Origin of the sequence: Janibacter cremeus, assembly GCF_029395675.1 — a bacterium.
In the GTDB taxonomy this organism is placed as follows: domain Bacteria; phylum Actinomycetota; class Actinomycetes; order Actinomycetales; family Dermatophilaceae; genus Janibacter; species Janibacter cremeus_A.
The window spans coordinates 2089366-2102670 of the sequence record NZ_CP115184.1 but is presented as its reverse complement, the minus strand read 5'-3'; the positions used below and the strand labels follow the sequence as shown (position 1 = coordinate 2102670).

Below are 13305 nucleotides of genomic sequence, written 5' to 3'. Positions count from 1 at the left end.
GGGACAAGTGAGTCCGCACGGAGGGAGCAGCGCCATGAGCCAGCCACCACCTGTCCCCGAGGGGCGTACGCACACCGACCCCCCGGAGGCCGACAACTGGGAGGACCCGGACCAGCGCTCGGCCGGGGAGCGCAAGGGCGACGAGCCGGAGCGTGCCACGCGGGTGCGCAGGTGGGGGATGCTCGCGGGAGTGGTCGGCGCGCTGGCCGTCTACTGGCTGATGCCGGGCGATGCGCCGAGTGCCGCCCGGGTGACCGCCGGCACCGCCGTCCTCATGGGCATCTGGTGGATGACCGAGGCGATCCCCATCCCGGCGACCGCGCTGCTGCCCCTGGTCCTCTTCCCGGTGCTCGGCGGAGCGGACATCGCCGACGTCGGGGCCTCCTACGGCAGCGACATCATCTTCCTGTTCATGGGTGGCTTCATGCTCGCCCTGGCGATGCAGCGGTGGAACCTGCACCGGCGCATCGCCCTGGTCACGGTCCGCGCCATGGGCACCAACCCGGCGATGGTCATCGCCGGCTTCATGATCGCCACCGGATTCCTGTCGATGTGGGTGTCCAACACCGCGACCGCCGTGATGATGCTGCCGATCGGCGTCTCTGTGCTGATGCTCGTCGTCGGGCTGGAGGAGAGCCCGGAGCTGGCCGACGCGGCCGAGGCGGAGGCCGACGGGGCCGGGGAGGCGAAGGGGGAGGACCCGGCGGAGCAGGGTGTGCTGAAGACCAACTTCGGTACCGCCCTCATGCTCGGCATCGCCTATGCGGCGTCCATCGGCTCCCTCGGCACGATCATCGGTACCCCGCCCAACACCCTGCTCGTCGGTTACCTCTCCAAGAACCACGACATCGACATCGGCTTCGGGCAGTGGATGCTCGTCGGCGTGCCGTTGTCCGTGGTCTTCATGGTCATCTGCTGGTTCCTGCTGACGAAGGTGATCTTCAAGCCGGAGATCGACCAGATCCCCGGCGGGAGGGAGCTGATGTCGCGGGAGCTGAACAAGCTCGGGCCGACCTCGACGGGGGAGAAGGGGGTCCTGACGGTCTTCGTCCTCGCGGCCGCGTCCTGGGTGGGCGTACCGCTGATCTGGCCCGAGGACACCCCGATCAGCGACGCCGGCATCGCCATGGTGGTCGCGGTGGTGCTCTTCCTGCTGCCGGCCGGCGCCGCTCGAGGGGTGCGCTTGCTCGACTGGCAGAGCGCGGTGCAGCTCCCGTGGGGCGTGCTGCTCCTCTTCGGCGGTGGTCTGGCGCTCTCCGGGCAGTTCGAGTCCTCGGGGTTGACCAAGTGGATCGGCGAGCAGGCCAAGACCCTGGAGGGGATCCCGGTGATCCTCCTCGTGGTCGTGTTCGCGACCGCGATCCTCTTCCTCACCGAGCTGACGAGCAACACGGCCACGTCGGCGACCTTCCTCCCGGTGGCCGGAGGCGTCGCGCTCGGCCTCGGCCTGGACCCCATGCTGCTGACCATCCCCGTCGCGCTGGCCGCCACCTGCGCCTTCATGCTCCCGGTCGCCACCCCGCCCAACGCCATCGCCTTCGGCTCGGGCTACGTGACGATCCCGCAGATGATGAAGGGCGGCATCTGGCTGAACCTCATCGGCATCGTGCTGGTCACCCTGACCGTGATGACCCTGGCGGTGTGGGTCTTCTCGATCACCTACTGAGGCCGGCTGTGACCGGCGGGTAATATCCGGACATGACGACCGACACCTCCCGCCCGGCACCGCACGAGCAGGTCCGCGAGGACCACGAGTCGCGACGGGTGTCGGCCTTCACCGGCGACGCCCTCGGGACGCTTGACGCCACCGGCGTCGCCGAGGAGATCCGCTCGGGCCGGATCAGCGCGCAGGAGGCCGTCGAGGCCGCGATCGCCCGCGTCGAGGCGGTCGACCCGGTGCTCGGCGCCACGATGGTGCGCGACTTCGAGCGGGCCCGGCGCCGGGCCGGCCACGTGCCGACGGGGACGTCGGCCCCCTTCGCCGGGGTGCCCTCCGCGATCAAGGACAACGTCCACCACGCCGGCCTGCCCATGACCATGGGGTCCGACGCGCTGCCCACCGCCGCGGTCACGGAGGACGGGCCCTTCGTGAAGCAGTTCCTCTCCACCGGGGTGATGCCGGTGGCGACCACGACCTGTCCGCCCTTCGGCTGGACCGCGACCACCGAGCGGCCCGACGGACGCGTGACCCGCAACCCCTGGGACACCGGGTACTCCGCGGGAGGCTCCTCCGGCGGCTCGGCGGCACTCGTCGCCTCCGGCGCCCTCCCGATCGCCCACGGCAACGACGGCGGCGGATCGATCCGCATCCCCGCCGCGGCCTGCGGCCTCGTCGGCCTCAAGGCCACCCGTGGGCGGCTCCTCGGTGACCCCACGACCGACCAGGCCCCGATCAGGATCGTCGTCAACGGTGCCCTGACCCGGACCGTGCGTGACACCGCGAACTTCATCGCCGCCGCCGAGCGCTACCAGCCCTCCCGCGCCCTGCCACCCGTCGGGCTCGTCGAGGGGCCCGGCGCCCGCCGGCTGCGCATCGGCATGATGCTCGACTCGCCGCTCATCGGCCCCTCCGACCCGCAGACCCGCGCCGCCGTCGAAGCAGTCGGCGCCCTCCTCGAGGATCTCGGCCACGACCTCGAGGCGGACGTCGACGTACCGATCCCGCAGTTCTTCAAGACCGACTTCGAGGACTACTGGGGCCTGCTCGCCCTCGCCACCAAGGCCCAGGGGAAGGGCCTGTACGGCGAGGACTTCGACCCCGCCCGCCTGGACCGACTCACCCTCGGACTGGCCGCGAAGGCCAAGCGGCGCCTGGCGCGCACACCCCTGGTCCTGGCCCGGCTGGCCGCCACCGGTATCGGGGCGGAGAGGCTCTTCCCCCGACAGCTGGACCTGGTGCTCACGCCGACCCTGTGCCACACCACGCCGCGGATCGGGTACCTCTCCGGCGACCTGGACTTCGAGACGCACATGGAGCGCCTGACCCAGTACGTCGGCTTCACCCCGCTGCACAACGCGAGCGGTCAGCCCTCGATCTCGCTGCCGCTGGGACGCACCGACGACGGGCGACCGATCGGGGTCATGTTCTCCGCGCGGCGCGGCCAGGAGCGGCTGCTGCTCGAGCTGGCCTTCGAGCTGGAGGCCGCCGTCCCATTCGCCCGCCTCGACGACTGACGGGTGTGTCCGAAAGGGACACCCCGTGACCGGCACCCCCGGATCCGACGTCGAAGTGCGCCAGGGGTCCTCGTGTGCACGGGCCCGCATCCCGTGTGCGAAGGTGACGCCCATGCCTGACTTCACCCCCGGCAGCACCGGCACCGACGAGGTGCTCTTCGCCCGTGACGGCGTGCTCGGCCGCGTCCTGCTCAACCGCCCCCGGGCGATCAACTCCCTCACCCGCGACATGGTCGTCGCGGTACGGACCCAGCTGACGCAGTGGCAGGAGGACGACGCGATCACCGCCGTCTCGATCGAGGGCGCGGGGGAGAAGGGCCTGTGCGCCGGTGGCGACGTGCGCGCCGTCCGGGAGGCGCACCTGGCCGGCAGCTCCGGCGGCGTGGACTTCTGGGCCGACGAGTACGTCCTCGACGCGCAGATCGCGGAGTACCCCAAGCCGGTCATCGCCGTCATGGACGGCATCGTCATGGGCGGCGGGCTCGGGATCTCGATGTTCGCCGACGCCCGATGGGCCACGGAGCGCTCCCGGATCGCGATGCCCGAGACGATCATCGGCTTCTTCCCCGACGTCGCCGCGACCTACCTGCTCTCGCGGACGCCCGGCGAGCTCGGCACGCACATGGCGATGACCGGCGCGACGGTCGGCGGTGCCGATGCGGTCGATGCCGGTCTGGCGGACTGCGTCGTCGACTCCGCGAGCATCCCGGACCTGCTTGCCGCCGTGGCCGCCGGCGGACCGGTCGAGGCCGTGCCGGGGGCAGGAGCCGAAGGGGGTGTGCCCGCCTCCGCGACGCAGGGCACCCTCGCCGCGGCGCGGGGGTGGATCGACGAGTGCTACGCCGGCAACGACCCGGCCGTGATCCTCGAGCGACTCCGGGGGCACGCTGACCCGGCCGCGCAGGCGGCGGCCGAGGAGATCTCCGTGCGCTCGCCGTTGTCGGTGGCCGTCACCCTCGAGGCGGTGCGTCGCGCTGCGGACGCGGAGTCGGTGCGCGAGGTGCTGCGGACGGACACCGTCGTCAGCGCCAACCTGCTGCACCGCCCTGACTTCAGCGAGGGCGTGCGCGGCCTGCTCGTCGACAAGGACAAGCAGCCGCGGTGGGAGCACCCGGATCTGGCGAGCGTGCCGCGATCTGAGGTCTTGGAGCTGTTCACCCAGTAGGTTGGTGCGTACTCGACAGGAAGCAGCCGAGCATGATCGAACTGGAGGGCGTGACCAAGCGGTTCCCCGGAGGATCCGTGGCGGTCGACGATCTGAGTCTGCGCGCGCCCGATCGCGCCATCACCGTGCTCGTCGGCCCGTCGGGCTGCGGCAAGACGACCACCCTGCGGATGATCAACCGGATGGTCGAGCCGACCTCCGGCACGGTGACGATCGACGGCCAGGACGTCCAGGCGATGGACCCCGCGCAGCTGCGCCGGGGCATCGGGTACGTGATCCAGCACGGTGGTCTCTTCCCGCACCACACCGTCGAGCGCAATGTGGCCGCGGTGCCGCTGCTGCTCGGTGAGAAGAGCCGCACGGCGTTGACTCGTGCGCGTGAGCTCCTCGAGCTCGTCGGCATCGACCCTGCGCTCGGACGCCGCTACCCCAGCCAGCTCTCCGGGGGGCAGCAGCAGCGCGTCGGCGTCGCCCGCGCCCTCGCCGCGGACCCGCCGGTGATGCTCATGGACGAGCCCTTCTCCGCGGTGGACCCGGTCGTGCGCGGGCAGCTGCAGGACGAGTTCCTGCGCCTGCAGGGCGAGCTCGGCAAGACCATCGTCATGGTCACCCACGACATCGACGAGGCGATCAAGCTCGGCGACCACGTGGCCGTGCTGCGTACCGGTGGCGTGCTGGCCCAGATGGCCACCCCCCGTGATCTGCTCGCCTCACCGGCCGACGCCTTCGTCGCCGACTTCCTCGGCAAGGACCGCGGCTACCGCGCACTCGGCTTCGATGCCGCGGAGTACCCCCTGCACGAGGAGGTGACCGTCGTCCTCGGCACCCCGGTGGGCGCCGCGGGCAGCAGCGCGGACTCCGACGGCTGGGTCCTCGTCACCGACGCGGAGCGCCGCCCTCTCGGCTGGGCCCGCCCCGCCGACGCCGACGGTGCGGTCACCGAGGAGGACCTGGCGCTCGGGGGCACGCTGGCGACCGTCGACGGACCCCTGCGCGGGGCCCTCGACGCAGCCCTGTCCTCGCCGAGCCGGCGCGGTGTCGTCGTCGACGACGACGGTGTGCTCGTGGGCACCTGTCGCGCGACCGAGGTGCTGGAGGTCATCGAGTCCAGGGACCGGCATCAGGCTCCGAGCAGTGCGAGGCACTGATGGAGTGGATCCTCGACCACCTGGATGACATCACCTCCCTCGGCCTGCAGCACGTCTGGCTCTCCGGCCTGCCGCTGGTCCTCGGGTTGGTCATCTCGATCCCCGTCGGCTGGCTGGCGACGAGGGCACGGTGGCTGCGCGGTGTCCTCATCACCGGGTCGGGACTGCTCTACACGATCCCCTCGCTGGCGCTCTTCGTGCTGATGCCGCTCGTCCTGGGCACCAGCATCCTCGACCCGCTCAACGTCGTCGTGGCGATGACCATCTACACGATCGCCCTGCTCGTGCGCTCCGTCGTGGACGGGCTGACGTCCGTGCCCGATGAGGTCGCCCGCTCGGCCACGGCGATGGGTTACACCTCCGTGCGCCGGTTCTTCGGCGTCGACCTGCCGCTGGCCGTCCCGGTGATCGCCGCCGGCCTGAGGGTGGCCGCGGTCAGCAGCGTGAGCATGGTCTCGATCGCCTCCCTCATCGGGGTCGATCAGCTCGGTGACCTGCTCATCGACGGCTTCAACCGCGAGATCCCCGGTGAGCTGGTCGCGGGCATCCTCGCCTCGGTCCTGCTTGCGGTCGTCTTCGACCTGCTCATCCGGCTGGCGGAGCACACGCTCACGCCGTGGCGGCGCGCGCAGCAGGGGAGCAGCGCATGATCGTCGACATCCTGCAGTGGCTGGTCAGCGCCGAGGAGTGGTCCGGTGACGGCGGCATCCTCGTGCGCCTCCTAGAGCACATCGCCTACACGTTCATGGTGATCCTCCTGGCCGGGCTCGTCGCCATCCCCGCCGGTCTGTGGATCGGGCACACCGGTCGGGGACGGTGGATGGTCACGGTGGCCAACGCCCTGCGCGCCATCCCCACGCTCGGTCTCCTCTTCGCGCTCACCCTCGTGCTGCTGCCGCGGCTGCCGGGCGCGTCGGCGTTCATCGTGCCCAGCATCGCCGTCCTCGTGCTGCTGGCCATCCCGCCGATCCTGTCCGGCACCTACTCCGGTGTGGAGTCCGCCGACCCCGCCGCCCTCGACGCCGCGAAGGGCATGGGCATGACCGGCCGACAGGTGCTGCGCTCCGTCGAGATCCCGATCGCACTGCCGCTGCTCATCTCCGGCATCCGCGCCGCTGTCCTCCAGGTCGTCGCGACGGCCACCATCGCCGCCTACGTCGGGCTCGGGGGCCTGGGCCGCTACCTCATCGACGGGCTGGCGATCTCCGACTACGTCAGCACCGCCGGCGGTGCCCTCCTCGTGGCGCTCCTCGCGCTCGCCCTGGACGCCCCCTTCGCCCTCCTGGGGCGCTATCTCGTCTCGCCCGGCCTGACCGGGCGCACCCCTCGAGCACTTCGCCAAACCGACCCCCTACCAGCAGGAGGCACAGCATGAACCCGTCCCGCTCCCTTCGTCCCGCGATCATCGCGATCGCCTGCGCCGGCGCGCTCACCCTGTCCGCCTGCGGCGGCGAGAGCGACCCGCTCGACTCGTCCTCCTCCGGCGAAGGGGGCGGCTCCGGCGGCGAGATCGTCGTCGGCTCCGCGGACTTCTCCGAGTCGACCCTGCTGGCGCACATCTACGCCGGCGCGCTCAAGGCCGACGGCGTCAACGCCACGACCAAGACCGGCATCGGTTCCCGCGAGGTCTACCTCAAGGCCCTCGAAGAGGGCTCCGTCGACGTCATGCCCGAGTACACGGGCGCGCTCGCGCTCTACTACGACAAGGACTTCGACGAGGTCGACCCGGACAAGACCTACCAGGCGCTCGAGGGAGTGCTGCCCGAGGGGCTGACCGTCCTCGAGAAGTCCGCGGCCGAGGACAAGGACTCCATCGTCGTCACCCAGGAGACGGCCGAGTCGCAGGACCTGTCCGCCATCGGTGACCTCGAGGGGGTCGCCGGGGACATGACGCTCGGGGCGCCCGCGGAGTTCAAGGAGCGCGCGCAGGGCATCCCGGGCCTGGAGGAGACGTACGGGGTGACCTTCGGTGACTTCCGGGCGCTGAAGCCGGGGCAGTCCATGAGCGGTGCGCTGGCCAACGGGCAGATCGACGCGGCCAACATCTTCAGCACCGACCCCGCGATCGTCGAGAACGACTTCGTGGTACTCGACGACCCGAAGAAGCTCTACGGCAGCCAGAACGTCGTGCCGCTCGTGCGCACGGGGGTCAAGGACAAGGTCGACGAGACCCTCAACGAGGTCTCCGCGAAGCTGACCACCGAGAAGCTGCAGGAGATGCTGCGCCAGACCGACGTGCAGAAGAAGGACCCGGACCAGGTGGCCGCCGACTTCCTCGAGGCGGAGGGCCTGGACTGACATCCGGTTGGGCCGACGCGGGCGTCCCCGGGAGGCCGGGGCGCGGCGGGCCGGTGGTGCTCAGACCGGATCGGACGTGAGGGCGTTGCTGATGACCCGGGCCGCGCCGGCGACGTCGGGACCCGTGCCCTCGAAGCGTTGCGTGTTGGCCTCGTCCATCACGACGGCGACGAAGGTCTGGGCCGCCTGGCGGCGCATCACCGGGTCGATGGTGTGCTCGATCGCGGCGTCGAGGACCTGCTCGGTGAGTTCGAGGATGTTCTCGCGCAGGGCCTTCAGGTGCTCACGCACCTCGGGATGGGTCCCGGACTCGCGCCAGATGATCGTGCTCAGCACGACCGACTCGTGGCGCCCCAGCCCGAGTGTGCGAGCGAGCTGGACCAGTGAGGCGACGGGGTCGCCGATGCGGATGACCTCGGTCGGCTCGCACAGTGGGTGCGACGGCAGTCGCTCGGCCAGGAGCGCCCGGAGGATGTCGATCTTGCGCGGGAAGTAGTAGAAGACCAGCCCTTTGGGCACCCCGGCCCCGTCCGCGATCGCGGTGGTGCCGGTGGCGGCGAAGCCGTCACCGGCGAACTGCACCTCGGCCGCGTCGAGGATGCGTTCACGGCGCGAGGCCGGGGTGCCCATCGCGTGCCCTAGTGCGAGGCAGCCGGGCGGTGCATGCGGGAGCTGACCTGGGGGAGCGTCAGCACACCGGCGACGAACGTGACGACTCCGGCGATCCACGCGGTCCAGGCAAGACCACCCAGGTCGGCGAAGCCCATGACCCACGGGGCGACGAAGAGCAGCACCCCGAGGACTGCGTGCGCGCCCTCGCTCATGGTGTCCCTCTCACCGGGGGTATAGAGGGAGTAGGCCGACGCGAGCACGATCAGTCCGCCGAGGACGACCATCGTCCACGTCGCGCCTGTGTCCGTCGTCGTGACCAGGGGGGCCAGCAGCGCGATCGCGCCGGCGGTCAGGGCCACCCAGTCCTGCCATCGAGTCCACTTGTGCATCACAGCATCCCACCTTCATGGATTGGGATCCGTCGCGCCTGAGGCGGATCGTGTCCTCCCATGCTCGTCCTGTTTGACCGGTCGGTCAAGAGGTGAGGTGCGATCAGCCCGACGTCGCTACTGTTCAGCTCGCAAACTGAACTTACGCGCGGGTACGACGACAATTACAGACGTAGCGCGGCGGTGGAGCCCCGGAATCATGGGGTTCTCCTCCCGGCGCCCAGCGCAAGTGGTCGTCGTACCCGCGCGTAGCTTCCTGTGGTCAGGACGGTCAGAGCGCCCGGCGCATCACCAGGCGCGGCAGCTTGGAGGCGACGGCGTCCGTCGTGCCGATGACCTCGAAGCCGACGCCCTCGAACATCGACCTCGTCCCGACGAATGCCATCGTCAGGTCCATCCGACGATCACCCGGGTCGACGGGATAGGCCTCGACGGCGGGTGCGCCGTGCGAGGCCGCGAAGTCGACGGCGCCCTCGATGAGGTGGCCGGTCACCCCCTTCCTGCGGTGCCCGCCGCGGACGACGACGCAGATGATGCTCCACACCGGGACGTCGTCGACGGGATGGATCCTCGTCGAGCCGACCAGGCGTGGGATGTCGCTGCGGGCGCCGATGTTGCACCACCCGACAGGCGTGTCGTCGAGATAGGTCACGACGCCCGGTGGGACCTCACGCTCGCACAGGCGCCGTGCGGCCTGCTCGCGGCTGCCCCCGCCCAGCTCCTCGATCTGTGGCGCGGTGAGACGGTGGGACAGGCACCAGCAGTGGCTCTCCCGACGATTCGGGTTGATGACGTCGCCGAAGTCCTCGAACCGGTCGGCGGTGACCGGGTGTGTGGTCCACTCCATGCCCCAAGCATGCACCCCTGCATGTGACGACGAAGGGGGTCGCGCACCGCGGTGCACGACCCCCGTCGTCAGTGGTCCGGGATCACTCCCAGGACGGCTTGGCGTTCTTCTTCGCCAGATCGGACAGGCGATCGTCGTCCGAGGCCGGAGCCGCTGAGGCCTCGGTCTGCTGCGCCTCGGTCGCCTCGGGCTGGTCCGCCGGAGCCGGCTCGGCCTCTGCAGCCTCTGCCGCGGGAGTGGTCTGCTCCCGCGGCGGCGCCTCGGCCGGAGCCTCGTCCGTCGGGGCCGCCACGTCGTCCGCAGCCTCGGTTCCCGCGTCCTGGGCGGGAGCCTCGGCGGCCTCCGGCGCGGGCGCCTCGGCGGCGGGGGATGCGGCCGGGGCAGGCGTCGCGGCCCCGGTCTCCCACGACGGAGCGGCGTTCTTGGCCGCTAGGTCGCTGTCGTCCGTCACTGCGGGCGTGGCCGGCTGCTCTGCCGTCTCTGTCGTGGGAGCCTCCTCGGGCGCAGCGGCCTCCGTGCTCTCCTCGACCGGGGCGCTCCCGCCGGTCTCCCAGGAGGGGGCGGCGTTCTTGGCGGCGACGGTGTCGTCGGCCGGTGCCTCGGACGTAGTCGCCTTGGCCTCGGGCTCGGGTGTCTCGGCAGCCGGGGCCGCAGCCCCGGTCTCCCACGACGGAGCCGCATTCTTCGCCGCGGTGTCGGTCTCCCAGGAGGGGGCGGCGTTCTTGGCGGCGACGGTGTCGTCGGCCGGTGCCTCGGACGTAGTCGCCTTGGCCTCGGGCTCGGGTGTCTCGGCAGCCGGGGCCGCAGCCCCGGTCTCCCACGACGGAGCCGCATTCTTCGCCGCGGTGTCGGTCTCCCAGGAGGGGGCGGCGTTCTTCTCGGCGGCCGTCGATTCCTTGGCTGCCGGGGCGCTCCCGCCGGTCTCCCAAGAGGGGGCGGCGTTCTTCTCGGCGGCCGTCGTTTCCTTGGCTGCCGGAGCGGGTGCCTCGGTCTCCCAGGAGGGGGCGGCGTTCTTGGCAGCCGGGGTGTCGTCCGAGGACGAGGCCGCAGCGCCGCCGCCGGCGGCGGCCCCGGTCTCCCACGAGGGAGCCGAGTTCTTGTCGGCGACGGTCTCCTGACCCTCGACGACCTTCGGGTCCTCGCCGGCCTCCTCGACCGCGGCCGCGGTCCTGGCGGTCTCGGCCTCGCTCGGCGCGGCGGGGGTCGCCCCCTTCGCCTCCGTGCCCTCGGTGGGGGCGGGGACCGCGGTCTTGGGCTCCGCCTCGGCCTGCTCCTCGGCCTCTGTCTGCCCGCCAGTCGTCGCCTCGGACTCCTTGATGGAGGCGAGCAGCATCTGCGCGACGTCGACGACCTCGATGTCCTCGGAGGCGCCCTCGGACTGCTTGGCGGTCAGGCCGTCGGAGAGCATGACGCGGCAGAAGGGGCAACCGACGGCGATCCGGTCGGCGCCGGTCGCGATGGCCTCCTCCGTGCGGTTGAGGTTGATCCGCGACCCGAGCTTCTCCTCCATCCACATGCGGGCACCACCGGCGCCGCAGCAGAAGGACTTCTCCTTGGTCCGCTCCATCTCCTTCAGCTCGACACCCGGCAGGGCGCTGATCAGCTCACGCGGCGGGGCGTAGACGTTGTTGTGGCGACCCAGGTAGCAGGGGTCGTGGTAGGTGACCGACGGGCCGCTCGACGCGACGTCCTTGAGGGAGGACTTGCGGGGGCCGTCGGGGCGGTTGACCGGCGCGATCTTCTTCTCGCGGACCAGGCGGTTGAGCAGCTGCGTGTGGTGCAGTACCTCGTACTTGCCGCCGAGCTGCGGGTACTCGTTCTTGATCGTGTTGAAGCAGTGCGCGCAGGTGACGACGATCTTCGTCGCGCCGACCTCGTTGAGCGTCTCGACGTTCTGCTCCGCGAGCATCTGGAAGAGCACCTCGTTGCCCGCGCGGCGAGCGGAGTCGCCGGTGCAGGTCTCGCCGTTGCCGAGGACGGCGAAGTCCACGCCGGCGTGGTCGAAGAGCTCGGCCACGGCGCGGGTCGTCTTCTTCGCGCGGTCCTCGTAGGCGCCGGCGCAGCCGACCCAGAAGAGGTAGTCGACCTCGTCGGCGGACTCGACGTCCTCACCGAAGACCTTGACCGTGAAGGGCAGGTCCTTCGCCCAGTCCATGCGCGCCTTGGCGCCCATGCCCCACGGGTTGCCCTTCGACTCGAGCTTCTTGAACAGGCCACCGAGCTCGCTCGGGAAGGCCGATGCGATGAGTGTCTGGTAGCGGCGCATGTCGACGAAGTGGTCGACGTGCTCGATGTCCACCGGGCACTGCTCGACGCAGGCGCCGCAGGTGGTGCAGGACCACAGCGCGTCCTCGTCGATGACGACATCGGGCCCGTGCGGGTTGTACGCCGTCAGCGGGTGCTCCGGGTCGTACCCGGTCTGCCCGACGAGGGCCATCTCGCCCCAGTTGATCGCGTCCGGCTCTGCGGTGGCGACGGAGCCCTCCGCCTCGGTCGGGGCGTCCGCCAGCGCAACGGCGCCGGACTTGGTCTGGGACCGGGCACCCCCGGCGGACGGCAGTGCACCGGAGACACCCTCGGCGGCGGCTAGGTAGGGCGCCTTGCTGTGCGCGTGGTCGCGCAGCGCCATCATCATCATCTTCGGGGAGAGGGGCTTCTCGGTGTTCCACGCCGGGCACTGGTCCTGGCAGCGGCCGCACTCGGTGCAGGTGCTGAAGTCGAGCAGGCCCTTCCACGTGAAGTCCTCGACCTTGCCCACGCCGAAGGTGGAGTCCTCGTCCATCTCCTCCATGGCCTCCATGGAGAAGGGCTTGCCGTCGACCATCATCGGCTGCAGCTCACCCAGCGAGGTGCGTCCGTCGGCGTGGCGCTTGAAGTAGATGTTGAAGAACGCGAGGAAGCGGTGCCAGGCCACACCCATCGTCGGGGTGAGCGAGATGGTGATCATCCACGCGTAGGAGATGATCAGCTTGATCAGCGCGACGACGACGATGCCGGTCTCCAGCGCCTCCACGGACATGCCGGTGAAGAGCGAGCCGAGCCACGCCGTCAGCGGGAAGTGGAAGAGCGAGGCGTGCTCGGTGTCGCCCGTGTTGCTCATCAGCGCGTACTCCATGCCGCGCAGCAGCGCGATGCACAGGCCCACGCCGAGGATCGTCAGCTCGACGTAGTAGGCCTGCCAGAAGGTCGAGCCGAAGAAGCGCGAACGGCGGCCCTCCTGACCTGCGGCCGAGCGCGGGTGCTGCTTCTGCCGGATGGCCATCAGCATGAGGATCGTGATGATGCCCGTCATCGCGAACAGCTCGGTGATCCACTCGTAGAGGAAGAACGTGCTGATGAACGGGATGACGAAGTGCGGGTCGAACAGCTGCCCCGTCGCCTGGACGAGGGTCAGGAAGAGGACCCCGAAGGAGATCATCGTGACCCAGTGGGCGATCGCCACGACCGGCAGGCGGGACATGCGGGTGTGACCGAGGAACTCGCGCAGCAGCGTGGCGGTGCGCGCCCCCGGGTTCGCCGTCCGTTCGCCACTCGGCGTGGACTGCCCGAGCTTGAAGAGGGTGACGAAGTGCTTGACGGCTCGAGCGAGCAGGCCCCATCCGACGATGGTGATCCCGACCCCGATGATGATCGCGACGATCTGGAGGGCAGACATGGCGGGCAGTCTAGTGA

General features: G+C 70.6%; 11 protein-coding genes. 7 read left to right on the top strand and 4 right to left on the bottom strand.

Annotated features, from left to right (window positions below):
* Positions 1-34: 34 nt before the first annotated feature.
* From O9K63_RS09890 to O9K63_RS09860, 7 genes are all read left to right on the top strand, one after another.
* Positions 35-1666 carry an SLC13 family permease gene (locus tag O9K63_RS09890; RefSeq protein WP_277237472.1) on the top strand — a complete coding sequence of 544 codons (1632 nt, stop codon included), beginning with the start codon at positions 35-37 and terminating at the stop codon, positions 1664-1666.
* A gap of 32 nt (positions 1667-1698) precedes the next feature.
* Complete coding sequence (locus O9K63_RS09885; RefSeq protein ID WP_277237471.1) at positions 1699-3174, top strand: amidase; 1476 nt, start codon at positions 1699-1701, stop codon at positions 3172-3174.
* Positions 3175-3286: 112 nt separating this feature from the next.
* Positions 3287-4339, top strand: coding sequence for an enoyl-CoA hydratase/isomerase family protein (locus O9K63_RS09880; protein WP_277237470.1), 1053 nt, complete (start codon positions 3287-3289; stop codon positions 4337-4339).
* 32 nt (positions 4340-4371) lie between these two features.
* Positions 4372-5487, top strand: coding sequence for an ABC transporter ATP-binding protein (locus O9K63_RS09875; protein ID WP_277237469.1), 1116 nt, complete (start codon positions 4372-4374; stop codon positions 5485-5487).
* The gene (locus O9K63_RS09870) at positions 5487-6137 is read left to right on the top strand and encodes an ABC transporter permease (protein ID WP_277237468.1); all 651 of its coding nucleotides are present in this window, start codon (positions 5487-5489) and stop codon (positions 6135-6137) included. The genes O9K63_RS09875 and O9K63_RS09870 overlap by 1 nt, the downstream gene beginning before the upstream one ends.
* Positions 6134-6862: an ABC transporter permease gene (locus O9K63_RS09865; protein ID WP_277237467.1), complete on the top strand. Its 729-nt coding sequence runs from the start codon at positions 6134-6136 to the stop codon at positions 6860-6862. Before O9K63_RS09870 ends, O9K63_RS09865 begins: the two co-directional genes overlap by 4 nt.
* The gene (locus O9K63_RS09860; protein WP_277237465.1) at positions 6859-7785 is read left to right on the top strand and encodes an ABC transporter substrate-binding protein; all 927 of its coding nucleotides are present in this window, start codon (positions 6859-6861) and stop codon (positions 7783-7785) included. The genes O9K63_RS09865 and O9K63_RS09860 overlap by 4 nt, the downstream gene beginning before the upstream one ends.
* Positions 7786-7845: 60 nt before the next feature.
* Here O9K63_RS09860 and O9K63_RS09855 read toward each other — a convergent pair whose 3' ends face one another.
* The 4 genes from O9K63_RS09855 to O9K63_RS09840 form a co-directional block, all read right to left on the bottom strand.
* Positions 7846-8415, bottom strand: a complete 570-nt coding sequence (locus tag O9K63_RS09855; RefSeq protein WP_277237464.1) for a TetR/AcrR family transcriptional regulator — start codon at positions 8413-8415, stop codon at positions 7846-7848.
* A gap of 8 nt (positions 8416-8423) precedes the next feature.
* Positions 8424-8786: an SPW repeat protein gene (locus tag O9K63_RS09850; RefSeq protein WP_277237463.1), complete on the bottom strand. Its 363-nt coding sequence runs from the start codon at positions 8784-8786 to the stop codon at positions 8424-8426.
* A 271-nt stretch (positions 8787-9057) separates the two neighbouring features.
* Entirely contained in the window at positions 9058-9633 is a 576-nt protein-coding gene (locus O9K63_RS09845) for a GNAT family N-acetyltransferase (protein ID WP_277237461.1), read from the bottom strand.
* 82 nt (positions 9634-9715) lie between these two features.
* Positions 9716-13288 carry a heterodisulfide reductase-related iron-sulfur binding cluster gene (locus O9K63_RS09840; RefSeq protein WP_277237460.1) on the bottom strand — a complete coding sequence of 1191 codons (3573 nt, stop codon included), beginning with the start codon at positions 13286-13288 and terminating at the stop codon, positions 9716-9718.
* Positions 13289-13305: the final 17 nt, after the last annotated feature.

What these genes read in the sequence shown, in the direction of transcription:
- O9K63_RS09890 (WP_277237472.1), top strand. Translation starts at nt 35, where the DNA reads ATGAGCCAGCCACCACCTGTCCCCGAGGGGCGTACGCACACCGACCCC.
- O9K63_RS09865 (WP_277237467.1), top strand. Translation starts at nt 6,134, where the DNA reads ATGATCGTCGACATCCTGCAGTGGCTGGTCAGCGCCGAGGAGTGGTCC.
- O9K63_RS09850 (WP_277237463.1), bottom strand. Translation starts at nt 8,786, where the DNA reads ATGCACAAGTGGACTCGATGGCAGGACTGGGTGGCCCTGACCGCCGGC.
- O9K63_RS09875 (WP_277237469.1), top strand. Translation starts at nt 4,372, where the DNA reads ATGATCGAACTGGAGGGCGTGACCAAGCGGTTCCCCGGAGGATCCGTG.
- O9K63_RS09870 (WP_277237468.1), top strand. Translation starts at nt 5,487, where the DNA reads ATGGAGTGGATCCTCGACCACCTGGATGACATCACCTCCCTCGGCCTG.
- O9K63_RS09885 (WP_277237471.1), top strand. Translation starts at nt 1,699, where the DNA reads ATGACGACCGACACCTCCCGCCCGGCACCGCACGAGCAGGTCCGCGAG.
- O9K63_RS09855 (WP_277237464.1), bottom strand. Translation starts at nt 8,415, where the DNA reads ATGGGCACCCCGGCCTCGCGCCGTGAACGCATCCTCGACGCGGCCGAG.
- O9K63_RS09840 (WP_277237460.1), bottom strand. Translation starts at nt 13,288, where the DNA reads ATGTCTGCCCTCCAGATCGTCGCGATCATCATCGGGGTCGGGATCACC.
- O9K63_RS09860 (WP_277237465.1), top strand. Translation starts at nt 6,859, where the DNA reads ATGAACCCGTCCCGCTCCCTTCGTCCCGCGATCATCGCGATCGCCTGC.
- O9K63_RS09880 (WP_277237470.1), top strand. Translation starts at nt 3,287, where the DNA reads ATGCCTGACTTCACCCCCGGCAGCACCGGCACCGACGAGGTGCTCTTC.
- O9K63_RS09845 (WP_277237461.1), bottom strand. Translation starts at nt 9,633, where the DNA reads ATGGAGTGGACCACACACCCGGTCACCGCCGACCGGTTCGAGGACTTC.